Source organism: Duganella sp. CF517 (genome assembly GCF_900110275.1).
Taxonomy (GTDB): Bacteria; Pseudomonadota; Gammaproteobacteria; order Burkholderiales; family Burkholderiaceae_D; genus Rugamonas.
This window is the reverse complement of sequence record NZ_FODC01000004.1, coordinates 377,872-400,444: the sequence shown is the minus strand read 5'-3', so window position 1 is coordinate 400,444 and position 22,573 is coordinate 377,872. Positions and strand designations below refer to the sequence as shown.

Below are 22,573 nucleotides of genomic sequence, written 5' to 3'. Positions count from 1 at the left end.
GTTTACGGCCGCATGACCTTGTCCGGCGTCATCGGCGTGCTGCGCACGCGCCGGCCGGTGGCGTGGTAAATGGCGTTGCAGACGGCGGCCGACACCCCCACCTGGCCGATCTCGCCGACGCCCTTGGCGCCGATCTTGCTCACGATGCGGTCATCCTCCTGCACGAAGATGACATCGATATCGTGGATGTCGGCGTTCACCGAGACGTGGTACTCGCTCAAATTGTGGTTCATGAAGCGGCCCTCGTGATGGTCGCACAGGGTTTCCTCGTGCAGCGCCTGGCCGATGCCCCATACCACCCCGCCGATGATCTGGCTGCGCGCCGTCTTGGCGTTGATGATGCGCCCGGCCGCCACCGCGCTGACCACCCGCGTCACGCGCACGGTGCCGAAATCCGGGTCCACCCGCACCTCGACGAACACCGCCGAGTGCGTCGCGCGCTGGTATTTCATTTGCTTGAGCATATTGGGCAGCATCATGTACTTCTCTTCGATGCGCGCCTCGCCGCTGGCGGCCATGATCTCGGTCAGCGACACGCCCACCTCCGGCCGCCCCGCCAGGCGCACGCCGCCGCCGGCGAATTCGACATCGGCGAAGCGCGCCTTGGCCAGCGGCGAGCCGTCCATCTTGCGGGCCATCTTGAACAGCCGCTCCTTGAGCTTGTCGCACACGCCGTCCACCGCCGAGCCGACGGTGGCCACGTGCGACGAGCCGCCCTCGATCGGCGCCACCGGCAAGGTCGAATCGCCCAGCTGGAAGCGCACGCGCTCGAGCGGCAGGCCCATGGCGTCGGCGGCGATGATGCTCATCGCGGTGTAGGTGCCGGTGCCGATGTCGGTCGCGGCGCTGCTCACCACCAGGTTGCCGTCCGCGTGCAGCACGGCGCTGGCGCGGGCGAACATCTGCATCGCGTCCCACATGCCGGTGGCCATGCCCCAGCCGATCAACTCGCGCCCTTCGCGCATCGTGCCCGGCTCCAGCGGGCGCTTGTCCCAGCCGAAACGGGCCGCGCCCTGCTCGTAACAGGCGCGCAGCTCCTTGGTCGAATACGGCAGGCCGTGGCTGGGGTCGACGTCGGCGTAGTTTTTCAGGCGCAGCGCCAGCGGGTCCATCTTGAGCGCGTACGACAGCTCGTCCATCGCCACTTCCAGCGCGTGCACGCCGTGCGCCGCGCCCGGCGCGCGCATGTCCATCGGACTGGCGTGGTCGAGGTCGACCAGCTTGTAGCCGAGGCGGATATGCTCGCAGGCGTACAGCTCGCCCGACCAGTTGACCACCACCTCGACGTAATCCTCGATGCGCGAAGTCTCGGCCAGCGCCTCGTGGATGATGGCGCTCAGCGTGCCGTCCGGTTCCGCCGCCAGCCTGACGCGCTGCTGCGTTTCCGGCCGGTGGCCAAAGCTGAACATCTGCTGGCGCGTGAGCACCACCCGCACCGAACGCTCCAGCTTGAGCGCGGCCATCACCGCCAGCGGCAGCTGGTACTGCGGCCGCAGACCGGAGCCGAAGGCGCCGCCCACGTAGGGATTGCGCACCGTGACCTTGTCCTTCGACAGGCCGAACACGTGCGACACATACCAGCGGCTGTTCTGCGAGCTTTGCGTCTTGTCGTAGATGGTCAGGTGGCCGTCGGCCCCCCGGATCACGGTCGAGGCGAACATCTCCAGCGGATTGTGGTGCTCGACGCCGCTGTAGTACTCGCCCTCGATCTTCACGGCGGCGCTGTCCCAGCGGTCGTCCGGGTGGCCCTTGGTGTCGGGCGGCGGCGTGTAGCCGGCCTTCAGGCGGCTGGGCGTGTGGGCGCGGCCGCGATGCTGCAGCAGGTACGTCTCGTGCGGTTCGACATCGTAATCGATGCGCACCAGCGCGGCGGCGTGGCGCGCCGCCTCGAACGTCTCGGCCACCACCAGCGCCACCGGCTGGCCGCTGTAGAGCACCTGGTCGTCGTACAGCGGCCGGAACGGCGAGCCGCCGGGCGCCGTCATGTCCTTGTAGAAAATGTCGAAGGAACGGATGCGCGGCCGGTTCTCGTGCGAGATCACGTCCACCACGCCCGGCAGGGCCAACGCCGCGGCGGTGTGGATGGCGGTGATGCGGCCCTTGGCGATGCTGCCGCTGACGACCACGCCGTACAGCAGCGGTCCCTCGTCGGCCTGCGGCCAATGCTCGGCCGCGTAGCGCGCCTGGCCGGTGACTTTGTCGCGTCCGTCCACGCGCGAGACGGCCATGCCGATGTTGACGTTGCCGGTGCCCTGGTCGGCAACGGGGGTGCGCAAAGCTTCAATCAGATCGGTCACAGTGGCTCCTTGCCGGCGAATTCATGGGAATTGTCATGCGTGCCTTCGAGCGCCTGCTCGAGCGCGCGGATCACGGCGCGGCGCGCCATCGTGATCTTGAAATCGTTCTCGCCCTGGCCCCGGGCGCCGGACAGCAGCAGCTCGGCCGCGTGCGCGAACGTCTCCGGGCCGGCGCGCCGGCCGATCAGCGCCGCCTCGGCCAGCGGCGCGCGCCACGGCTTGTGCGCCACGCTGCCCAGCACCAGCCGGGCGTCGCGCACCACGCCGTCGTCGCCGACGTCGAGCATGGCCGCCACCGACACCAGCGCGAACGCGTACGAGGCGCGGTCGCGGAACTTCAGGTAGGCCGAGTGGGCCGCGAACCGCGCCGCCGGCGGCAGTTCGATATGGGTGATCAACTCGCCCGGCGCCAGCGTGGTGTCGCGCTCCGGATGGTCCTCCGGTAGCCGGTGGAAATCGGCGAAGGCGATTTGCCGCGTGCCGTCGGCCGACACCACGTGCACCACCGCCTCCAGCGCGGCCAGCGCCACGCACATGTCCGATGGATGGGTGGCGATGCAGTGCGCGCTGGCGCCGAGGATGGCGTGCTGGCGCGTCAGGCCGCCGATGGCCGCGCAGCCGCTGCCGGGCGCGCGCTTGTTGCAGGCGGTGGCGATGTCGTAGAAATAATGGCAGCGGGTGCGCTGCAGCAGGTTGCCGCCGTTGCTGGCCATGTTGCGGATCTGCGGCGAGGCGCCGGCCAGGATCGCCGCCGTCAGCAGCGGGTAGCCGTCGCGCACCAGCGGATGGTAGGCGGTGTCGGCGTTGCGCGCGGTCGCGCCCAGCAGCAGGCCGCCGGCCGGCGACGGCTCGATGGCGTCGAGCGGCAAGCCGTTGACGTCGACCAGCGTGCTCGGCCGCATCACCTGTTCCTTCATCAGGTCGATCAGGTTGGTGCCGCCGGCGATGAACGCGCGCTCCGACGCATATTGGTGGCCGAGCGCGCCGGCCACGTCGGCCGCTTCGACATAGGTGATCGGATTCATGCTGGCACCGTCCCCGGCAGATATGGCCGGTCGGGATTGTCCTTGTGCCCGGGCAGCCCCATGACCTCGGTGACGGCGGCGACGATGCCGGGATAGGCGCCGCAGCGGCAGACGTTGCCGCTCATCAGCTCGCGCACCTCGGCCACCGTGCCGGCCTGGCCCTCGTTCATCAGGCCGACGGCCGAACACAGCTGCCCCGGCGTGCAGTAGCCGCACTGGAAGGCGTCATGCGCGATGAAGGCTTGCTGCAACGGATGCAGCCGGGTGCCGTCGGCCAAGCCCTCGACGGTGGTGATGTCCTTGCCGTTTTGCATCACCGCCAGGGTCAGGCACGAGTTGATACGCTTGCCGCCGACCAGCACGGTGCAGGCGCCGCACTGGCCGTGGTCGCAGCCTTTCTTGCTGCCCGTCAAGCCGGCGCGTTCGCGCAGCAGGTCCAGCAGCGTCACCCAGGCCTCGACTTCGAAGCGGTGCGGCTGGCCGTTGATGCGCAGGTTGACGGGATAGGTGTTGACGGCGGCGTCGGCTGGCGCGGCGGTGAGATGGTCGTCCATGGTGGTTCCTAGAATGGGTAGCCACCACTGTAGCCAGCGCGCCTGCGGCACACTGTGTGTCAGCGCACGCTGGCGCCGCTTTGAGCGTACCCTTCTTCACACGTCGAAGTCCTACCTCTTCCTTCGCGAAGCGCCTACAGCGCGCGCCGCGCGGCACCGGCATGATGACGCATCCGATCTTCACCAACGAACTCCTGGACCGCCATGACAGCTGCTGATTCTTACCCGCCATCTTCCCCACAAGCACCGGTCGTGGTCGCGCACGGCGGCGCCGGCGCCGATAGCCAGCACAAGGATGGCTGCGCGGCCGCCGCCGAGGCCGGACTGGCGCGCCTGCGCGGCGGCGCCGACGCGGTGCAGGCGGCGGTGGCCGCCGTCGGCGTGCTGGAAGACGATCCGCGCTTCAACGCCGGCACCGGCTCGGTGCTGCGCATGGACGGCGTCACCATCGAGATGGACGCCGCCGTCATGGACAGCCAAGGCCGCCTGGGGGCCGTGGCGGGCCTGCGCCGGGTGCGCCATCCGGTCGAGGTCGCCGCGGCGGTGGCGGACACGCCACACTGGTTGCTGTGCGGCGAAGGCGCGCTGCGGTTCGCCCGCCACATCGGCGCCGCCGACCACGATCCGACCACCGCGCAAGCGCTGCACAAGCACGCGGCGATGCTTAAAGATTTGCAACAGGGCAAGCGCCTGATTCCCGGCGAGGACAATGCCAGCTTCGCGCAATACTGGAACTTCGCCACGCCGCTGGCGGTCGCACCCGGCCAGGCGTGCGACACCGTCGGCGCGGTGGTGCGCGACGCCGCCGGCCGCTTCGCCGTCGCCGGCTCGACGGGCGGCTGCGCGCCCGCCCTGCTTGGCCGCGTGGGCGACACGCCGATCATCGGCGCCGGCTTTTATGCCGGGCCGGCCGGCGCGGTGGCCGTCACCGGCATCGGCGAGCACATCGTGCGCCACCTGTTGGCGCACACGGTGCACGGCTGGCTGGCCGGCGGCATGCGCTTGCCGCAGGCGCTGCAGCGCGCGTTGACCTTGTTCGATCCGGCCATCGACATCGGCCTGATCGCCGTCAGCGCCACCGAGAGCGGCGCGCGCAGCAACCGCGACATGCCGTGGGCCGCCGCCGGCGACGCACAACTGCCTTAACGGCCACTACGGCCATTCCCGGCCCTGCCGCAGGGTTCCCGCGCCTTCACCCTGGGCGTGCTCGGGCGGATGCGCGAGCGGAAGACCCGGCCATGATGGCCTGACCGGAAGCGGTTCCGGCGCGCTCGACGCGGCGGAGCCGGCCGGCGGCTTCGCAGCCGGTGCAAATTCAGTCCGCCGCGTCCTTGACGCCACGGAATCCCAGCGCGCCCGAACGGTCTTTCGATGGCGCCATCAACAGGTATTTGCCATGCTCGTTGAGCTTATACGCCTGCGGAAAGTACCAATACGAGTTTTGCGGCTGGTAGTAGCTGCCGCCGCGCAACACCGCGGCGCGGGTGTGCTCGTCGGCGAACTCGTTGGTCCATTGCCAGACATTGCCCACCAGATCCTCGACGCCGAACGGACTGGCCGCCTGCGGACGCTTGCCCACAGCCTCCGGCGCGGTCAATTCCCGCCCTTGTTCCGGCGCCGGCACCATAGCCGGGTTCCACTGGTCGCCCCATGGGTAGAGGCGGCCGTCCGTGCCTTGCGCGGCGTACTGCCATTCCCATTCGTTGGGCAGGCGCTTGCCGGCCCAGCGCAGGTAGGCGCGCACGTCCTCGAGCGAGACCCACACCACCGGGCGCCGCGCGTCGCCGGCCTTGGGCGCGCCCGCTACCCAGTGGCGCAGGAAGTTGTGCGCGTCCGCCGGCCGGTAGCCGCTGGCGTCGAGAAATTGCTTGAACTGCGCGTTGGTCACGAGGTGCCTGTCGATGTAGAAGGCCTTGATCGGCACGCTGCGCACATGGTGCCGGCGCGCCACCGGCTCCCACGGGTATTGCACATCGAGGCCCGGTTTGTTCTCCCCTTCGATCTCGATGCCGTGCACCTGGAAGTCGAACAGCGCGCCCGGCACCTTCACCATGCCCGGGGGTGCGGTGCGCGCGGCCGGGGTGGCGGCGATGGCCACCATCTTCTGTTGCAGCGGCGTCCAGGCGTTCGAATACGATTCCAGCGGCCGCGCGGCCTGCGTCGCCAGCGTCTTCAAGGTTGCCGGCAGGCCCGCCACGTCGACACCGGGATCGACGCGCAACACGGCGCCGTAGCCGTGCGCTTCCAGCGCGGCGCCCAGTTCGGCGTAGCCGTTGGCCACCGTCGGCGTGATTTCCTTGCCGTCCCAGACGTCGTAGTAGCGTTGACCCTCGGCGTGCGGGACGCGCATGACGCGCTGGTCGACGCGCCAGTCGGTGCGGTTGATGAGCGTCCACAACGTCTTGCCGGGCAGCGGAAATTCGCTGGCGTAGACGCCATGGTGCAAGGTCGGCACGTGCGGCCGCCAACCGCTGCTGACCAGTTGCCCGGGGAAGGCCCGGTAGATGGTCGAGATGCGGCGCAGGGCCTCGCCGTCGCGCGGCGTGATCCGGTTCCACCAGCCCCAGACGTTCTCCCAGCTCTGCACGCCGACGCCGTTGAAGAAGGCGTCCTGCAACAACGTGGTGCGGTCGGTCGCCCAGCGGTCGCACACATGGACCTGATGGCGCGGCTCCAGCCATTTCCACTTGCTCACCAGCGGCACCGGCGACGCCGGCCAGTAGCCCCAGCTTTGGTTGTTGTAGGCGAGCATGCGGTCGTCGCTGAACGACAACTCCGGCTCGAGCGCCATCGCGTGGCCGGTGGCGTCGGCGGCGGCGCGGTATTCCAGCGGCAGGCCGAACATCGTGTCGCCGTTGATGCCGTCCGCGCCGATCTCGGCCATCAGCGCCGCCGTCGCCTGGTGGATCGTCGTGCCGGGATCGCGCGAGCCGGTATCCCAGGGCATCGTCGGAAAGAACACCTTGACGCCGCGCGCGTGGAAGTCGTCGATCATCCGGCGCACGCCGGCCACGCCGCCGGGCAGGTCGCGCAGCATGTCCCACTGGTTGCGGTCGTCGATGCCGATGTTCGGATAGACCGGCCACAGCAACACACTGTCGATGCCGCCGTAACGTTGCTTCAAATCGTCGAGGAAGCGGTCGACGGTGTAGCGTCCGGTGACAGGATCGTACAGGTAGCGGTCTTCCATCATCGCCTGGGTTTGCACGAAGTCGCGCTGCGTCCAGCGCAGTTCCGGGCGCCGGTACTGGGCGTCGTCGTAGCCGGTCTTGGCCAGCTGCGCGGCGCGCCAAGCGCGCATCGCCGCCAGCCAGGGGGCGTGCTGGCCGGTGGTGTCGCGCTTCCAGTTGTTCAGGCGGGCGAGCCAGTCCGCCTCGCCGCTGTCCTGCTGGTCGGGGCCGAGGATCTGGCTGCCGCGCACCTCGATTTTGGGCGGCTCGGCGGCGGCGGCCGGACCGGCGTCCGCCAGCAGCATGCCGGCGATGCAGTGAACGAACAGTGTGGCGGATGCGTGGCGGCGGCTTGGTTTCATCGTTGGCGGTTCCGTGGTTCGACGGGTGGAGTGGCGACACCACATTCTCCACTAGTTGCGCCCGCCAGGGAACCGGTAACCGGCGCGCCATGCCTGAAAATCACGCGCAAGCGGCGCAGCGCGATGACCGCCGCCGTCGCGCTCAGCAGCAAGCCGCCGATGCTGAGCGCAATGATGGCCGCTTTGCGCGGCCACGCCGGCGTCAGCAAGACCGGCACATCCCAGCTGTGCAGGAAGTTGAACAGCCATCTTCCGAGCCGCTGGGTTTTGTCCGCGCTCAGCTCGATCTGACCGGTGCGCGCATCCAGATATACCCAGGTGTCCTCCGGATCGGCGAAGACGGCGCGCAAGGCCGGCAGGCGGCGTTCATTGGCGCCGTTCATGGACGACTGTTCGCGCGCGAAATACTGCGCGTCGTAGCTGTTCAGCATGTCGAATGACGCCACCCGGTACGGCAGCAGCCGGCGCGCCGCCGCCTCCAGTTGCGCCAGTGGCCACGACGGCATGATCCGCACGCCGTCGCCGGCGGCATCGACGATGCGGGTCTCGTTCAGGCCATCGCGCGCCAGGATGAACGGATGCCCGTTCAATACGCCCCACTCCAGCTCGCGCGGCGCGAAGGATTCGGCCCGCAAGCGCGCCAGCACCCGCGGCACCGTGGGCGACGGGCGCAGCCTCGCCGGCGTACCGCCTTGCATCGCGGTCGCGTCGGGACGCGCGCCCTGTGCGCCCAGGATATTGAACGGATTCATCGACATCAGGCCGCTGAAGGTCCAGGTGCACAGCACCAGGCCGAACACCAGGCCGAGGATGTGGTACCACCGCATGTATGTCTCGCGATAAGGCGTGCGCTGGCCGCTTTTGTAGCGGCCGCTGAAGCGCCACCGCCACACGCCGTTGATCAGACCGGTCGCCGCCGACAGCACGCCCGCGGCGGACAGGCCGATCAAGGCCCAGGTCCAGACCGGATCGGTGTTCTGCTGACGGATCATGTACATCCAGTGCAGCCAGGCGCCGGCGAAGTTCCAGTAGCGCTCGGCGCGCGGCGCGTCGAGCACCACCTGGCCGGTCGAGGAAGACACATAGACCCGCGTCGACGCCGCGTCGTCAAGGTCGACGATATGCAGCGGCCGGTGCGGATTCAGGCCGCGCGAATGCGTCCAGCGGTCTTCGTCGATCAAGCCTTGGTAGCGGGCATCGGCGCCGGGCTTGAAACCACGCGCGGCGGCGATCGCGGCGCGGGCGTCGGCCCGGCCGGGCAAGGCCGCGCTGACGGCGTCCACCGGCGTATAGCGCCCGTCCTCCTCGAGCAACAGATAGCGCGGCCGGCCGGCGATCGAGGTCAGCGTCAGGCGCTGGACCCCGGCCGGCGCGGTGCTCTGCGCCAGCGCTTGCCCGGGCTCGATGCAGCAGCCCGCTTGTGGCAATGTCGGCAGCGCGGCCAGGCGCTCCCATGGCGTCAGCTTGGGGTAGCCGACAAACAGCATCACCACGCCGCTGAAGAACCACAGCGCCATCAGCACACACATGGCGATCCCGGTCCAGCGGTGCAGCAAGTAGATATAGCGTCGCATCGCGGCTCCCGGTCAGAAACGGTGGTTGACGAGGATGTCGGCGCGCCGGTCCTGGCCATAGAACCACTGCGTCGCCGAATAATACGCGGTCGTGAAATAGCGTTTGTCAAACACATTGGCGACGCGCAGCGTCAGATTGGTGTCGGCCGAGAGTTTCCAGCGCAATGAAGCGTCCGTGACCGCATACGACGGCAGCTTGAGCGTGTTGGCGTTGTCGGCGTTGCGTTCGCCGACGTAGCGCAGCCCGGCACTAGCGGTCAACGCCGGCGCCAGCTCCCGGTTGAGCCAGAGGTTGGCCAGCCGTTGCGGCACATCCGGCGGCACATTGCCCGCGCGCGAGACCAGGCTTGCGCCCGACGCTTCGCTGAAATCCTCGAAGCGCGCGCGCAGCACCGCAGCGTTGGCCTCCACGCTCCACCCCGGCGCCAGCACGGCCATCACCGTCGCCTCGATGCCGCGCGAGCTGCGCTCCCCGACCTGCACGCTGCGCGCCGGATTGGCCGGGTCGCGCGTGAGCAGATTGTTTTTGGTGATATCGTAGACCGCCAAGGTCCACTCGCCGCCACCCTGCGCGAACGCCTGCTTGACGCCGACCTCGAGTTGCCGGCCGGTCGCGTTCTTGAACTGGCTGTTGGCCGCCGACAGGAAGAACAGGGAACCGATCGGGTCGGCCGCCTTGGCGAACTGGCCGTACAGCGCCAGCGACGGCGTCACCTGGAACACCGTGCCCAGGCGCCAGCCGACATTGGTCGAGGTCTTGTCGTAGGCCAGTCTGTTGGCGACCAGGTCGGTACGGCGCAACGTAGCGTGGTCGTAGCGCACGCCCGCCAGCAGCGACCAGCGCTCGTCCAACGCCAGGCGGTCCTCGGCGAACAGCGCGTACTGCTTCGCCTCGCTGTCGTAGCGCGGGATGGTCGGCACCGGGCTGCTGAACGATCCCGGCACGGGATTGTACGGATCGACCGACGGCGCGCTGCCGACGTAGGTGTTGTTGGTGTGTCTGAAGTCGCTGGAGTTGACGTCGAAGCCGACCGAAAACTGGTTGGCCAGGCCGAACAAGACGCCCTTGAACGCGGCGTCGGTGGTATTGCCGGTTTGCGATTGCCGGTGATAGATCTCGGTGGCGTCGGCGCGGTCGATCAGGCGCGTGGCCGGGTTGTAGCGATACGCCTCGACATCGCGCCAGTGGCGGTCGCTGTCGATATCGTAGAAGCGGCTGCGCACGCCGACGTTGTCGTTCGGGTTCCAGTTCACCAGCAGATCGATCCAGCGGTCGTCGTAGCGCATCACGCTGTCCCCGACGTTGTAGTTCTTTTCCGCCAATGCCGGATCGGGCTTGCCGTCGATCAGTGGCGTGCCGAAGTACTTCATCGGCTTTTGCCTGCCCTTGGCCGCGCCGAGCTGCACATTGAGGCGCGGGGAAATGTCCAGGCGCAGCGCGCCCGAGAAGGCGCGGTTGCTGTACTCGCCCCGCTCCACCCAGCCATCCGAGCGGTCGGTGCTGGCGTCGACGCGGTACGACCATTTGTCGTCGATGGCGCCGCCGCTGCCGATGGCGAAGCGCCGGCTGTGCTCGGTGCCCAGGCCGGCCTGCAACTCGGTCTGGATGGCGCCGCGCGTCGGCTTCTTCGGCACCACGTTGATCACGGCGCCGATCGCGCCGTCGCCGTAGATGACGGAGGCCGGTCCGCGCAGCACTTCGATGCGCTCGACGGCCCAGGTGTCGAACGGGAATGTCAGGCCGGCGCCGCCGTACTGGCGCATGCCGTCGTACAGGCGCATCACCGACAGCGTGTCGGTGAAGCCGCGCGCGGCGACCGAGGAGCCGCCATTGCCGGGGTGTGGCATGGCGCTGATGCCGGGCGCGCGGGTGATCGCGTCCAGCAGACCGGTGTCGCCGCGCCGTTCGAGCTGGTCGCGGGTGATGGCGTCGACGCTGGCCGGCGTGTCGAAGCGGCTCAGGTCGAGGTTGGAGCCGGTGGCGGTCTGGGACCGCAGGCCGCCGTCGTCGGCGCGCGAGGAGACCACGACCGTGGGCAGGGTGGCGTCCTCGGCGGCGGAGGCGGCGATGGCGTTGGCCGCCAATAATGGCAGCGCCAGCGCGCAAACAGTGGCGACGCGGGTGCGGGCGATGGGCAAACGGGAAGTAGTGTTCATGGTATGGCTACGCGAAATGGATATCCAGGCCGCCATGGGGCGGCCCTCGGCCAGACGGCGTGGCAGGCCAGCGGCTGCCTTCATGGGCGGCGCTGTCGCATGCGTCGTCTGGAATAACGAGCGTGCGCGGGCGGGTGCGGTCCCCGGCACGTAGGGCGGATATCAGGCGGCGGGCGGACCGCGGGGATTCGCGACGACCCACGAAAACAGCGGCGTCGGCGAACGGTAGAACAGCGCGGGCCGTTCCGCGGCGATCTCGAAGCGTGGAAGCTGCGCCGGCGCGGGCGGCGGCACGGGCACGTCGAAATGAACCCGGCAATAAGGACAGTCGTTCATCTTACCGGCTTGCTTGCCGTCCGAATCCGGCGTCTTGGTGTAGGTGACGCCCATGGCGGAACACATCTCGAGCAGCACGGCATTCGCCGCGCCATCCGAGGCGAACGATCGCGAGAACGCCGGCATCAATGCCGTCATCAGCATGGATGCGCAGAGCAGCCATGCGAGGTACCTTCGTCGCTGTCGGGAAATGAACATTTGACTATTTTACACCGTCGCGCCATGCCCGGGCGGAACCTCGTGGGGACGGTGGCCCCGTCCGCCGCCGGCGGTAAAGGATCGGTCCGACAATATGACGGTTGTCAGTTTTTGGTGTGCCGCGCGGAAGAGTCCGCTGTGACAGGAGCGTGGTCCTGTTCATTCGTAGCCTTACTTGGCTCGCTCGCCAAAACCCATTGTCCAGCAATAATCTCAGCGGGGCGTTCGTGTAGCGAACCGTTGAAATTCACGCCAAAGCTGTAGCGCATTTCCGGGTTGCGCGTGGAAAGTCGCTCAAGCGTTTCGAAAAGGATCTTGATATCGATCTCGTTGGAGCTGTCTGCCAGGCTGCGTTCGAGCCGCTCCACCAGTTCAGCATTCGCGCTACGTTTCGATTTTCCGGCCTCGGACTTGAGCTTCTCGAAGAGCGCAATGGGCATACGGAACTGGCTACGGTAAATATTGGGCATAACGTTATCTTGACGGCATTCCGAACAACTAGCTAGTGACTGAAAGCAGCAAAATAGTGACAACTGCGGAAAATGCCGGATGCATCCGGTGGGCACCTCCGTCTGCGTTCTTTTGCCCTTCCATGCCAGGCTCGGTGACGACGATCGCGTCGCATGCAGCAGACGGCTTCATTCCAGGCCGCACACTAGGCAGACATCAGTTTGGTCAATGCGTCAATTCGCACGGGCTTCACCAGATGATGATCGAAGCCGGCCTCTGCGCTCTTCTTCCGTTCGTCTTCCTGTCCCCAGCCGGTCAAAGCCACCAGCAGCATACCGTGGCCCCACGCGTGCTGCCGGATGCGGCGCGCGGCTTCGTATCCATTGAGCTTCGGCATTCCGATGTCCATCAACATGACATGTGGACGAAACTGTGCCGCCACCTCTATGCCGGCCTCCCCGTCGTGCGCGGTACGCACCTCGTTGCCCATCATCGCCAGCAATTCGCCGAGCGAATGCGCGGCGTCCACGTTGTCGTCGACCACGAGGATACGCCTAAGGGCGCTCGGCACCACCTCAATGGTTTGCTCGCCGTCATAATCCGGCGCGGCCCCGATGCCCGTCATGACTGGTAGACGGAACACGAACTCACTACCCATTCCCTCGCCATCGCTGCTGGCCTGAATGGTACCGCCGTGCATCTCGATCAACCCTTTTACCAGCGACAATCCGATCCCCAGGCCGCCTGTCGTTTTTTCCAACGTACGGTCCACCTGGGTGAACATCCCGAACACTTTTTCTAGCATTGCCGCCGGAATGCCGATACCGTCGTCCTTGACCGATAACTTTACCGTACCACGCTCACGCTCAACCGTCAGCCGGATATGCCCGCCACGGTGGGTGTACTTGCTGGAGTTGTTGAGCAGATTGGACAGGACTTGGGCCAGGCGCGCGGCATCGCCGACGACAAAGAGCGGTTCGCGCGGTACATCGATGGCGAGGTCGTGGCCCGCTTGGTCGATGACTGGCCGGCTCGTTTCCACGGCGGCCTCGACCACAGCCCGCAGGTCGATCCGCGCTTTGCGCAATTCCAGCTTCCCCTGGGTGATTCGACTCACATCGAGCAGGTCGTCTACCAACCGGATCAACTGCGACAGTTGTCGGTCCATCATGGCGCGCACCTTCTCAAGCGCCACGTCGTTGTTCCACAAATGCTTCATCACCTGCAGGCCGTTACACAGCGGGGCGAGCGGGTTCCGCAATTCATGGGCCAATGTCGCCAGAAACAAGTCTTTGCGCCGGTCGGCTTCGGATAATTCGGCAGCGAGCCGGTGTAGCTTTGCCTTCGATTGAAGGTGTTCCGAGATATCCAGAATCACCGCGATGATACCGAGGAACTCGCCGGCCGGCGACCGGATTGCGGCGATGTTGACCTGCGCATTGAGCACCGAGCCATCCTTACGCTTGTAGATCTCTTCGATGTGAAAGTCCGGCCCGCCTGCCGCCAGGCGGGCGAACGCGGCCGGAGTGAGCGCCACGTGGGAGGACTGCGTGATCGCGAAGATGCTGCGCCCCAGCATCTCCACCTCGGCGTAACCCAACATCTCGCACCAGCGCGGGTTGACCAGGATGAAACAGCCGGCGGCGTCGGTCTGGATGATGCCGGCCGGCGAATGCTGCAGGATGCCGCGCAAGCGGGCCTCGCTCTCGCGCAAGATGCGTTCGGACCGGCTGCGGTCGGTGACGTCGAGATTGGTGCCAAGGACCCATTCGACATTGCCGTCGGCGTTTCTGCGAGCAGTTTCCACCGACTCGACCTCGCGGCTCTCGCCGTCGGTGCGCCGCCGGATCGTAAAGCTGCGGGTGCTCGACCCACAGCTACGAATGGTGGCCTGCAAACTGGCCTCGTTATTGTCCAATTCGTCCGGCAGCAACGCGCCGCTCCAATCGGTGTAATCGACGATCCCGCCAGGCGTCGGGGCGATGCCGTACAGGGAAAACATCTGCGCATTCCAGCGAATCGTATTGTTGCGCAGGTTCCATTCCCATATGCCCACACGGGCCGCCTCCGTGGCCATGCGCGTCCGCTGTTCGCTGGCCTGCAACTCGGCTTCGGCCAGCTTCTTGGCGGTGACGTCCACTGCCGCCAACACGCCCGACACCGGCCGGCGTACGCCAGCGGTGTTTGCAAATACGATCTGTTTCTTGACGCTCAACCACTTGGTCGAGCCATCCGGCCGAACCACCCGGTGCTCCATCGCAATGGTCCCGTCGCCGGACGGGTCGAGCCCTAACTCATCGAGGCGCAAGATGGCGGCACGGTCGTCCGGGTGGAAGCGGTCATGGATCGCCGACGGCGGCACCGGCACGCCGGGCTCCAGCCCGAACAGCAACGCCGCGGTAGCGTCCGGTGTGCAGGTGCGGGCGGCATAGTCGATGGAAACGACACCGAGTCCAGCGAGTCCGATCACCAATTGCAACCGCTCCGCGTTCGCTTTGATGTTGGCCTTATGTTCAAGCAGCTCCCGGGCCATCGCCCATCGCTCCACCGCGTTCTCCACCGCGCGCGTCAGGCTCTCGGGAGTCATCCACCCTTTGCCGAGGAAATCTTGCGCCCCCGCCTGCAGCACTGCCCTGCTGTATTCCTGGCTGACGCTGCCCGTCAGCACCACGACCGGGCAGGCCGCCAAGCCGTCCGGGCCGACCAGCGCCGCGAGTACCTCCACCGCATCCATGTCGGGCAGGTTGTAATCGAGCACGACGCAATCAGGCAGGCGATCGGCGTCGAGCACCGCCCGCAGTCCGGCGGCCCCGGTTTCTGCTTGAGCAAGGTCATACCGGCGCTCGGACCCCCTCAGCAGAAGGCGGCGGACCTCGGCCCTGTCGTCGGGACTGTCATCAACGACCAACACCTGCCACGTTTTCGCCGCTAGCAAGGAGGCGGTGGCAGTCATGCACTCGCTCCATCGAGATACGGCAGGGTTACCCGTTTCAGCCAGTACAAGAGAACATCGATAAGCAGCTGCAGGTGGTCGGGATAGCGTATGGGTTTCACATGGTAAGCGTTCGCGCCTGCGGCGTAACAGAACGCCCGGTCCCGTGGATCGTCAGAAGTGCTGAACACCACCACCGAAACCAGTTTGAGGACGCTATCCCCCTTGATCGCCGCCAGCGCCTCGCGGCCGTCGACGCCGGGTGTGTTGAGGTCCATGAGCACCACCGCCGGACGGATCGCAGATCTGGCGCCGAGCAGGTCCAGGCAGTCGCCCCCGGTCATTGCCCGCTGCACATTGACCATGAGGCCGGCGTGGTGGACGGCCTGGGAGACGGTATCGAAGTCCTCGTCAGAGTCCTCCACGACGATGATGGTGCGAAGACTCGATACGGTGCGCATATTAGGTTCACTCCTGGAAAGGCAGCGTAAAGTAGAACGTGGTCCCGGCGCCCGGGGCGGAGTCAAGCCAGACCTGGCCACCATGCCGCTCGACCAACCTCTTGACGATGCTTAGCCCGGCGCCGGTGCCACCGCCATACTCGTTTCGCCCATGCAGGCGCTTGAACATCTTGAACACTTGGTCGTGGTGCTTCGCGTGGATGCCGATGCCGTTGTCCTTGACGTAAAAAATCGCGTGGCGGGCGGACCCGTCCGGACATCCGGTCCGGAGGTGGTCCTCGTTCACGTCGATGTATCCGACCTCGATCCGCTTGTGTGCCTGGTCGGTATATTTGAATGCATTCGACAGCAGGTTGACCAGAATTTCACGGTATCGCACCCGGTCGCACCGAACGCGCGGCAGCGGACGGGGGATGTGCACCTCCGATTGCCCGTCAGCGGCACGCGCGCCGACCATCTCCACCGCCTCGGCAAGCACCTCGTTCAGATCCGTCTCTTCGAGCTGGAGCGCGGTGCGGCCGACGCGGGAGAAATGCAGGAGGGAGTCGAGCAGGCCGTCCATCCGCACGGTCAGCCGCATCAGCCCTTCGAGCTTCTTGCGGTGTTCCTCCTCCACAACAGCGGCATCCTCGAGCAGCTGGTGCGCGTATTTGTGGATGCCCCGCAGCGGCTCCTTGAGGTCGTGGCTGGCGACGTAGGCGAACGCGTCGAGCTCGTCGTTCGAGCGCGTCAGGTCGGCGTTCAGGTTGGCAAGCAGATCGGCCCGGTTCACTACCAGCTCCATGAGCAGGACCCGCAATCGGGCCGCGGCTTCGATTTCGACCGCCAACCAAGGCAGCGACCGCCCTTGTACAGACTCGGCAAATAGGTCGAAACTCACCCGTGGGGTAAGGCGGGAGCCGTGCGGTCCAAGCACCGTTGGTTTCTCGTGCGGGTTTCCGCCCCAGTGGATGGTGTGAATCGTCTCCGGGCGAAACCAGAGCATCAAGTTGCGCCCCGTTCTCGATAGAGGGAACGCAAGTAGCCCGCTGGCCACGTCGGCGAACGCCGCCCCGGCCGCGTAGTCACGGCCGAGCGCTTCGGTGACGTAGAGCGGAAGCCCGGTCAAACCAAATTCTGGTCGGGCGAAGAGCCACGTCGCGAGGGCGTCGAGCTCGGCCTCGGTTGGTGTAGTGCCGATCAGCCACCAGCGGTCGCTGTGGTACAGGGCCGCCCCACCGGCGGCGATCCCGTCAAGCAAGACCGGATCGCCGTCGGTCACGGCGGACAGCCCGCCCTCATGGGCGGCTTGCGCGACGAGCTGCTGGTGCACGCCGTCGAGTTTAAGCTGGTAGACGAAGTGTTCGCGCTCGCTGGCGGCCTTGTATTGGAGCGATACCACTTGCGCCAGGAACTCGCACGCCGCACGAACCTGGTAAGGAATGAAGCGTGGGCCCGCGTAATGATGGCAGGCGATCAGCCCCCACAATTCATCCGCCTGGCGAATCGGCATGGTCAGTCCGGCCGTCACTGTCATATTCTTCAGGTATTCGGTGTACATCAGCGACGCCCCGCGCAGCGCGCAATAGGTCATGGTAAGGGGCTGCCCGTCATCGGGGTTCAGCAGCGGCACCATTTCGCTCAGTCCACCGTCCACGTCCGGCGTTGGGCGGATCCAGATTTTCGTGAACACGTCGCGCGCCGGCTTGGGGATGTCTTCTGCGGGGTAATGCAGCCCCAGCCATGGATCGAGTTCGGCCCGTCGGCTCTCGGCAAACACTTCACCGTGCCCGTCCTGATGGAACTTGTACACCATCACCCGGTCCATGCCGGTGAGGATACGTACTTCCTCTGCGGCGATGTCGCAGAACTGTCGCAGCGTGTCGGCGGTCTGCAGCCGGCTCACCGTTGTCTTGACCAACGCGTAATAGTCCGGCTCGCCACCGGTGGACTGCCCGGTAGCTTCGAACTCGAGTACCGCAACGCCGTTGATTGTATGCACCGTTACGTCGAGTGGCGGCACCGCCCCCCGCACCGGCAAGGTGAGGAGATAGAGCGGATTGCGGTCTGCCTTCTCGGCTGCGAGAAACGTGCGCAGTTGCCCCTCCCCCTCGGGACCGAGAACGGCCCCGACCGGGCACCCGAGTAGCGCTGCCGGCGCGTGGCCAAGCACGTCTTCGCTGTTCTCGCTGGCTTGGAGGACCGTCAAGTCAGCAAGTCGCAGGACAAGCAACGCTCCGTGCGCCTGCACGCACCCCGGCGTCTGTACCGGTTCGCTGTCGCAATTGCTGAGGGTGAGGCCGTGACGCTTGATACTGTATGGCTGGCCAGCGTGCATCCAAGGTGAGTCGGTTTGAAGCGCGGAGTGGGTCATGGTGATTCGCCTTGCGCTGCGGTCCAGCGGTGAAGTTTCTGGAAGGTGTCTTTCGCGGCCGCCACCGTCGCATCTTGAATGGCTGGTGGCATGGAAAAGTCCGTCACGGTCGCGCGGAAGTGCTGCCACATCTGGCCGGTTCTGTGGCCGTAGCCGTGGAAGAACCTGCCGCCGGTCGCGGGTGTCACGCCGAGGACCTGCCGGACATGCTGGCTGATGAATTGCCCGCCGAGTGTCGCCCCCTCCAGGTATGCGGCGCCAGTGAGCGCCACCTGGGTCAAACCCAACGTTTGCTCTAGCGCCTCGTGCTCGGCCCGGGTCTCCAACTTGACGCGCACGAGTAAGCCGTCAGGAGGTTCCTGAGTCATTTCGTGCGCACGGAGAGTCTCGACATTGGGCATAGACATGGAACAATTGAATACATCGTGCGAAACCGCAGCAAGCGCTTCGGGCTCAACTAAAACGGGTGTTCCACGCCGCCGAAAATGCCATCGGATCGTCACATGGTCATTTTTGCACATTCTACAACGAGAACAATTTTACATCAAACACTAATTAAAAAGAGCCAAAATGACTCTTTTTTAATCAAAAAAACGATATAAATGAATATTTTATCTCTTATGGGAAAGATTGCAGGCAGAAATATGCATTCGAAATTCCACCATTAGAAGTGCCACGCAGCAAGGCTGAGCCTCGTTTTTTGACGTGTCAGCACAGCAGAAGCATTCGAGCGCGGGCATGCCGCGCTATGCGTTACGATTCGTCTTCATCGCCCTTTTCAACTGCCGATACGCAGGGATTTGCCACTGCCCGCGCGCAGCCCTAAAATATCGACCTTCAAAAGCGGTGCGGCCTAGTACTGGCGGGCAGTGATGCGCATTGGCCGCTCCCAGCTCCGCTTCTAGGTCGCTCCGAAAAAACCGGATTACTATACTTACTGGGATTGCTCCGTAAATTTGACCATGAAAACACTTTATTCTGCTTGGCTCCTCTATCTGATCCGCGAGACAGCGGCGGTAACATGGGTAGTGGGCGCCGACGGCTACGTTGTGGATCTGCCTGAGTGGTCTGCATTAACCGGTCAGTCGGAAGAAGAAATCGCTGGCGACGGCTGGATGAGTGCGATTCACGCTGAAGATGTTGAACGGGTAAGAGCGGTGTGGGCCGCTGCCGTCGCGCACGGCTTACACTACAACACCGACTACCGCCTGCGCTGTGCCGACGGCATGTATCGGTGGTTCAACTCGCGCGCAGTTTCCATTGTCGATGTGGAAGGGAAAGTGCAGCAATGGATCGGGGTTTTGCTCCCTATTTCCGGTTCCAGTGGCGGAAGGCGTCCAGCATTGGCAGCAGTTATCGACAAAACGACCTACGTCGATATTACCCCTGGCGCCGTGCGCGCAGCTCGGGCAATGCTGGGTTGGTCAGCAAGTATGCTTGCCGAAAGGTCCGGAGTCTCACTGTCGACCGTGAGAAGAGTAGAGGATTCTGGGGAACGCGACAGTTCGCGCGCGGCGAGCGTTCGTAAAATGATCGATGTGCTTGCGCACGAAGCGTTGGGGTTTCATACGCGATCAGACGGCGTAATCGACGGAGTTTACGAGGTAAGCGCCGCTCCCGAAACGGCAACGACTCTGACCCCGGCGAATGATCAGTTCCCTGCGGAGATAACGCCTCGCGAGGCGCCAGCTCTTTCGGTAAATAAGGCAAGCCTCGACGGAATAGCGCCAACGTCCGCGAGGCGCTGAACGCTGACCGCGCCTATGCCGGGACATCACGATTCGAAGCATCGACCAGCGGATAATCGGGGCGACAGCATTCGATACGTATGCTTCAGCACATCGAGCAAATGCAGCCGACTTAGCGGCGTTCAGGGTCTGGCGACCCGGTAACCGCCCTCCCGATAGGCTGGCTCCGCTGGAAGCCATAGGACGGACTTTAAAACAAAAAAAACCGCCGCCCCCGAGTGGAGACAGCGGTTTTTTTCATGTCCATCTGGCTAACTAGACAGTAACCTGGCGGAGACGGTGGGATTCGAACCCACGATACAGGTATAAGCCGTATGCATCCTTAGCAGGGATGTGCCTTCGGCCACTCGGCCACGTCTCCTAGTCGATCGCTCAACTATGACCACTTGCCGTGAAGCAGCAATGTGGACGCGAGTTATGATATAGATCGGTAGCCGGTTGGTCAAGGGTACGCCCGACAAATGTGACGCCGGGCGCTTGCCATGCCGACGCCGCGCACCGGCCGCCGTTCTCCCGCTTTGACAACCTTGGCTTATGATAGCGATTTAATCAATCCTGCGGCCATTGTGGATCGCATTCGACACGGATACCGGACATGGCCTACTTTACCCGCCTCAGCAATACAAATTTCCGCGCCACCGAGCATACCGGCGGGGCCTGGAGCGTCACCGAACAACACATCGCGGCGCCGATGGGGCTGCTAACGCACGTTATTGAAACGGACTGCGCACGGCGCGGCAACGGATTCAAGATCGGCCGCCTGGCGTTCGATATCCTCGGCGTCATCCCGATCGACGAGGTACAGACCGACGTCCAGTCGCTGCGTTCGGGCCGCACCATCGAATTGGTCGAGGCGACGCTGATGCACAACGGGCGCCCGGCGCTGCGGGCGCGCGCCTGGCTGGTCAAGCCGAACGATACGGGCGCCATCGCGGGGCACGCCATCCGCCCCATCCCCGGTCCCGACACGATGCCGCGCTGGGACGCCAGCACGGTGTGGCCGGGCGGCTTCATCGCCTCGATCGACGTTCACCGCGCCTCGGAGGAACCCGGCCGGGCGGCGTACTGGGCCCGCGCCCGCCAACCGCTGCTGGCGGACGAACCGGTCGGCGCCCTGGCCCGCGCCGCGTCGCTGTTTGATATCGCCAACGGCATGGCGGTGCGCGCGGCGCCGACCGAAGTGGCCTTCCCCAACCTGGACCTGACGGCGCACCTGTTCGCGACACCGCGCGGTGAGTGGCTGGGTTTCGACACGTCGGTCTCGTTCGGCGCCGATGGCCTGGGCCTGACCAGCTCGACCATTTATGATGAAACGGGGCCGATCGGCACGCTGGCCCAAATTCTGACCGTACGCCCGAACATCGGTTAAGCCGATGGCATGGACGAAAAAAAGCCCCGTCGCCGGGGCTTTTTTTCTGATTCTTGGCGGAGACGGTGGGATTCGAACCCACGATACAGGTATAAGCCGTATGCATCCTTAGCAGGGATGTGCCTTCGGCCACTCGGCCACGTCTCCCAGTTGATTGCTCAACCTTGTCCATCCGGTCAAACTTCACCAGAGCAGACGACCGCAATGGTATAGACCGGGATTGATCTGGTCAAGGAAACCAGACCATTTTTTTCGAAAAAATTAAGCCTTTTCCAGTTCGAACGCTTTATGCAGCGCGCGCACGGCCAGTTCCATGTATTTTTCGTCGATCAGCACCGAGATCTTGATCTCCGAGGTCGAGATCATCAGGATGTTGATGCCCTCTTCCGACAGGGTGCGGAACATCTGCGAGGCCACGCCGACATGGCTGCGCATGCCAACGCCGACGACCGAGATCTTCGACACTTTGGCGTCGCCGGTGATGCTGGCCGCGCCCAGTTCGGCCTGGGTGCCGGTCAGCACGTCGACCGCGCGCTGGTAGTCGTTGCGCGAGACGGTGAAGGTGAAGTCCGTTTTACCGTCGACCGACTGATTCTGTATGATCATGTCGACCTCGATGTTGGCGTCGGCCACCGGTCCCAGGATGTGGTAGGCGACGCCAGGACGGTCCGGCACGCCCAGCACGGTGATTTTGGCCTCATCGCGGTTAAACGCGATACCGGAGATGACTGCTTGTTCCATGTTTGTATCTTCCTCAAACGAAATCAGGGTGCCAGAGTTGGCTTCTTCTTCGATATCCAGCAGCGGATCGGTCAGCGACGACAGCACGCGGGTCGGCACGCGGTAGTTGCCGGCGAATTCCACCGAACGGGTCTGCAGCACTTTCGAGCCCAGCGACGCCAGCTCCAGCATCTCCTCGAAGGTGATCGCCTTGAGCCGGCGCGCTTCGGAGACGACGCGCGGATCGGTCGTGTACACGCCGTCAACGTCGGTGAAGATCAGGCATTCGGCCGCCTTCATGGCGGCGGCGATGGCCACGGCCGAGGTGTCCGAGCCGCCCCGGCCCAGGGTCGAGATGTTGCCGTTGTCGTCGACGCCCTGGAAGCCGGTGATGATGACGATCTTGCCGTCGTCGAGGTCGCGGTTGACCTTTTCGTTGTCGATCGACTGGATGCGGGCCTTGGTGAAAGCGGAATCGGTTTTAATCGCGACTTGCCAGCCGGCGTAGGAGACCGCTTTCTTGCCGATCGCCAGCAAGGCCATCGACAGCAGGCCGACCGAGACTTGCTCGCCGGTCGAGGCGATCATGTCCAGCTCGCGCGGGTCCGGTTGCGCCTGGATTTCCTTGGCCAGGCCGATCAGGCGGTTGGTCTCGCCGGACATGGCCGATGGCACGACGACGATGCGGTGCCCGGCGTCATGCCACTTGGCGACACGCCGCGCGACGTTCTTGATACGGTCCGTCGAACCCATCGACGTACCGCCGTATTTGTGCACGATTAAAGCCATAACAGTGAGGTTTCCGCTCAAATAAAGGTAAATGGAACCCTTAACTCTACATGCCGCAGTGCAAAATAACAAGTCAAA

At 65.1% G+C, this 22,573-nt stretch carries 16 protein-coding genes and 2 tRNA genes; 3 read left to right on the top strand and 15 right to left on the bottom strand.

All coding sequences use genetic code 11. The features are described from left to right. Positions 1-2: 2 nt before the first annotated feature. From BMX85_RS17870 to BMX85_RS17860, 3 genes are read right to left on the bottom strand one after another with little or no spacing between them, the layout of a single operon-like run. A complete protein-coding gene (locus tag BMX85_RS17870; protein WP_090321109.1) occupies positions 3-2,297 on the bottom strand; it encodes a xanthine dehydrogenase family protein molybdopterin-binding subunit in 2,295 nt (764 codons plus the stop codon). Further along, a complete protein-coding gene (locus tag BMX85_RS17865) occupies positions 2,294-3,322 on the bottom strand; it encodes an FAD binding domain-containing protein (protein ID WP_218147370.1) in 1,029 nt (342 codons plus the stop codon). The genes BMX85_RS17870 and BMX85_RS17865 overlap by 4 nt, the downstream gene beginning before the upstream one ends. Next, positions 3,319-3,876, bottom strand: coding sequence for a (2Fe-2S)-binding protein (locus BMX85_RS17860; RefSeq protein ID WP_090321105.1), 558 nt, complete (start codon positions 3,874-3,876; stop codon positions 3,319-3,321). Before BMX85_RS17860 ends, BMX85_RS17865 begins: the two co-directional genes overlap by 4 nt. 204 nt (positions 3,877-4,080) lie before the next feature. On the opposite strand from BMX85_RS17860, the gene BMX85_RS17855 reads away from it, so the two are divergent. After that, positions 4,081-5,022 carry an isoaspartyl peptidase/L-asparaginase gene (locus BMX85_RS17855; protein ID WP_090321102.1) on the top strand — a complete coding sequence of 314 codons (942 nt, stop codon included), beginning with the start codon at positions 4,081-4,083 and terminating at the stop codon, positions 5,020-5,022. Positions 5,023-5,191: 169 nt separating this feature from the next. Here the strand turns inward: BMX85_RS17855 and BMX85_RS17850 are convergent, their stop codons facing one another. The 9 genes from BMX85_RS17850 to BMX85_RS17810 all read right to left on the bottom strand — a co-directional run bounded on the left by BMX85_RS17850 (position 5,192) and on the right by BMX85_RS17810 (position 18,276). After that, entirely contained in the window at positions 5,192-7,408 is a 2,217-nt protein-coding gene (locus BMX85_RS17850) for a formylglycine-generating enzyme family protein (protein ID WP_229210541.1), read from the bottom strand. Then, positions 7,405-8,982 carry a PepSY domain-containing protein gene (locus tag BMX85_RS17845; RefSeq protein WP_090321096.1) on the bottom strand — a complete coding sequence of 526 codons (1,578 nt, stop codon included), beginning with the start codon at positions 8,980-8,982 and terminating at the stop codon, positions 7,405-7,407. The genes BMX85_RS17850 and BMX85_RS17845 overlap by 4 nt, the downstream gene beginning before the upstream one ends. A gap of 12 nt (positions 8,983-8,994) precedes the next feature. After that, positions 8,995-11,139 (bottom strand): TonB-dependent receptor, encoded by a 2,145-nt coding sequence (locus BMX85_RS17840; protein ID WP_090321093.1) that lies wholly within the window; start codon positions 11,137-11,139, stop codon positions 8,995-8,997. Positions 11,140-11,301: 162 nt separating this feature from the next. Then, positions 11,302-11,673: a DUF2946 domain-containing protein gene (locus BMX85_RS17835; RefSeq protein WP_090321090.1), complete on the bottom strand. Its 372-nt coding sequence runs from the start codon at positions 11,671-11,673 to the stop codon at positions 11,302-11,304. A 104-nt stretch (positions 11,674-11,777) separates the two neighbouring features. Beyond that, a complete protein-coding gene (locus BMX85_RS17830; protein WP_090321086.1) occupies positions 11,778-12,143 on the bottom strand; it encodes an Arc family DNA-binding protein in 366 nt (121 codons plus the stop codon). Positions 12,144-12,328: 185 nt separating this feature from the next. Further along, positions 12,329-15,076, bottom strand: coding sequence for a response regulator (locus tag BMX85_RS17825; protein ID WP_090321083.1), 2,748 nt, complete (start codon positions 15,074-15,076; stop codon positions 12,329-12,331). Further along, positions 15,073-15,516 carry a response regulator gene (locus BMX85_RS17820; RefSeq protein WP_177196800.1) on the bottom strand — a complete coding sequence of 148 codons (444 nt, stop codon included), beginning with the start codon at positions 15,514-15,516 and terminating at the stop codon, positions 15,073-15,075. The genes BMX85_RS17825 and BMX85_RS17820 overlap by 4 nt, the downstream gene beginning before the upstream one ends. Before the next feature lie 7 nt (positions 15,517-15,523). After that, positions 15,524-17,869 (bottom strand): ATP-binding protein, encoded by a 2,346-nt coding sequence (locus BMX85_RS17815; RefSeq protein ID WP_090321080.1) that lies wholly within the window; start codon positions 17,867-17,869, stop codon positions 15,524-15,526. Next, a complete protein-coding gene (locus BMX85_RS17810) occupies positions 17,866-18,276 on the bottom strand; it encodes a biliverdin-producing heme oxygenase (RefSeq protein ID WP_218147369.1) in 411 nt (136 codons plus the stop codon). Before BMX85_RS17810 ends, BMX85_RS17815 begins: the two co-directional genes overlap by 4 nt. A 555-nt stretch (positions 18,277-18,831) precedes the next feature. Here BMX85_RS17810 and BMX85_RS17805 point away from each other — a divergent pair. Continuing rightward, positions 18,832-19,617, top strand: a complete 786-nt coding sequence (locus BMX85_RS17805) for a PAS domain-containing protein (protein ID WP_090321074.1) — start codon at positions 18,832-18,834, stop codon at positions 19,615-19,617. A gap of 268 nt (positions 19,618-19,885) precedes the next feature. Here the strand turns inward: BMX85_RS17805 and BMX85_RS17800 are convergent. Beyond that, positions 19,886-19,978, bottom strand: a tRNA-Ser gene (locus tag BMX85_RS17800). Between the two features lie 234 nt (positions 19,979-20,212). Between BMX85_RS17800 and BMX85_RS17795 the strand changes: the two genes are divergently transcribed. Further along, positions 20,213-20,986 carry a thioesterase family protein gene (locus BMX85_RS17795; RefSeq protein WP_090321071.1) on the top strand — a complete coding sequence of 258 codons (774 nt, stop codon included), beginning with the start codon at positions 20,213-20,215 and terminating at the stop codon, positions 20,984-20,986. Positions 20,987-21,040: 54 nt separating this feature from the next. Here BMX85_RS17795 and BMX85_RS17790 read toward each other — a convergent pair. Both BMX85_RS17790 and BMX85_RS17785 read right to left on the bottom strand, forming a co-directional pair. Further along, positions 21,041-21,133, bottom strand: a tRNA-Ser gene (locus tag BMX85_RS17790). Positions 21,134-21,247: 114 nt separating this feature from the next. Further along, positions 21,248-22,495 (bottom strand): aspartate kinase, encoded by a 1,248-nt coding sequence (locus tag BMX85_RS17785; protein WP_090321068.1) that lies wholly within the window; start codon positions 22,493-22,495, stop codon positions 21,248-21,250. Positions 22,496-22,573: the final 78 nt, after the last annotated feature.

Bases quoted from the DNA above. Each gene is read 5' to 3' on its own strand.
- BMX85_RS17795 (WP_090321071.1), top strand. From the start codon at position 20,213: ATGGCCTACTTTACCCGCCTCAGCAATACAAATTTCCGCGCCACCGAG.
- BMX85_RS17865 (WP_218147370.1), bottom strand. From the start codon at position 3,322: ATGAATCCGATCACCTATGTCGAAGCGGCCGACGTGGCCGGCGCGCTC.
- BMX85_RS17855 (WP_090321102.1), top strand. From the start codon at position 4,081: ATGACAGCTGCTGATTCTTACCCGCCATCTTCCCCACAAGCACCGGTC.
- BMX85_RS17810 (WP_218147369.1), bottom strand. From the start codon at position 18,276: ATGTCTATGCCCAATGTCGAGACTCTCCGTGCGCACGAAATGACTCAG.
- BMX85_RS17830 (WP_090321086.1), bottom strand. From the start codon at position 12,143: ATGCCCAATATTTACCGTAGCCAGTTCCGTATGCCCATTGCGCTCTTC.
- BMX85_RS17860 (WP_090321105.1), bottom strand. From the start codon at position 3,876: ATGGACGACCATCTCACCGCCGCGCCAGCCGACGCCGCCGTCAACACC.
- BMX85_RS17815 (WP_090321080.1), bottom strand. From the start codon at position 17,869: ATGACCCACTCCGCGCTTCAAACCGACTCACCTTGGATGCACGCTGGC.
- BMX85_RS17825 (WP_090321083.1), bottom strand. From the start codon at position 15,076: ATGACTGCCACCGCCTCCTTGCTAGCGGCGAAAACGTGGCAGGTGTTG.
- BMX85_RS17805 (WP_090321074.1), top strand. From the start codon at position 18,832: ATGAAAACACTTTATTCTGCTTGGCTCCTCTATCTGATCCGCGAGACA.
- BMX85_RS17850 (WP_229210541.1), bottom strand. From the start codon at position 7,408: ATGAAACCAAGCCGCCGCCACGCATCCGCCACACTGTTCGTTCACTGC.
- BMX85_RS17835 (WP_090321090.1), bottom strand. From the start codon at position 11,673: ATGTTCATTTCCCGACAGCGACGAAGGTACCTCGCATGGCTGCTCTGC.
- BMX85_RS17845 (WP_090321096.1), bottom strand. From the start codon at position 8,982: ATGCGACGCTATATCTACTTGCTGCACCGCTGGACCGGGATCGCCATG.
- BMX85_RS17785 (WP_090321068.1), bottom strand. From the start codon at position 22,495: ATGGCTTTAATCGTGCACAAATACGGCGGTACGTCGATGGGTTCGACG.
- BMX85_RS17840 (WP_090321093.1), bottom strand. From the start codon at position 11,139: ATGAACACTACTTCCCGTTTGCCCATCGCCCGCACCCGCGTCGCCACT.
- BMX85_RS17820 (WP_177196800.1), bottom strand. From the start codon at position 15,516: ATGCGCACCGTATCGAGTCTTCGCACCATCATCGTCGTGGAGGACTCT.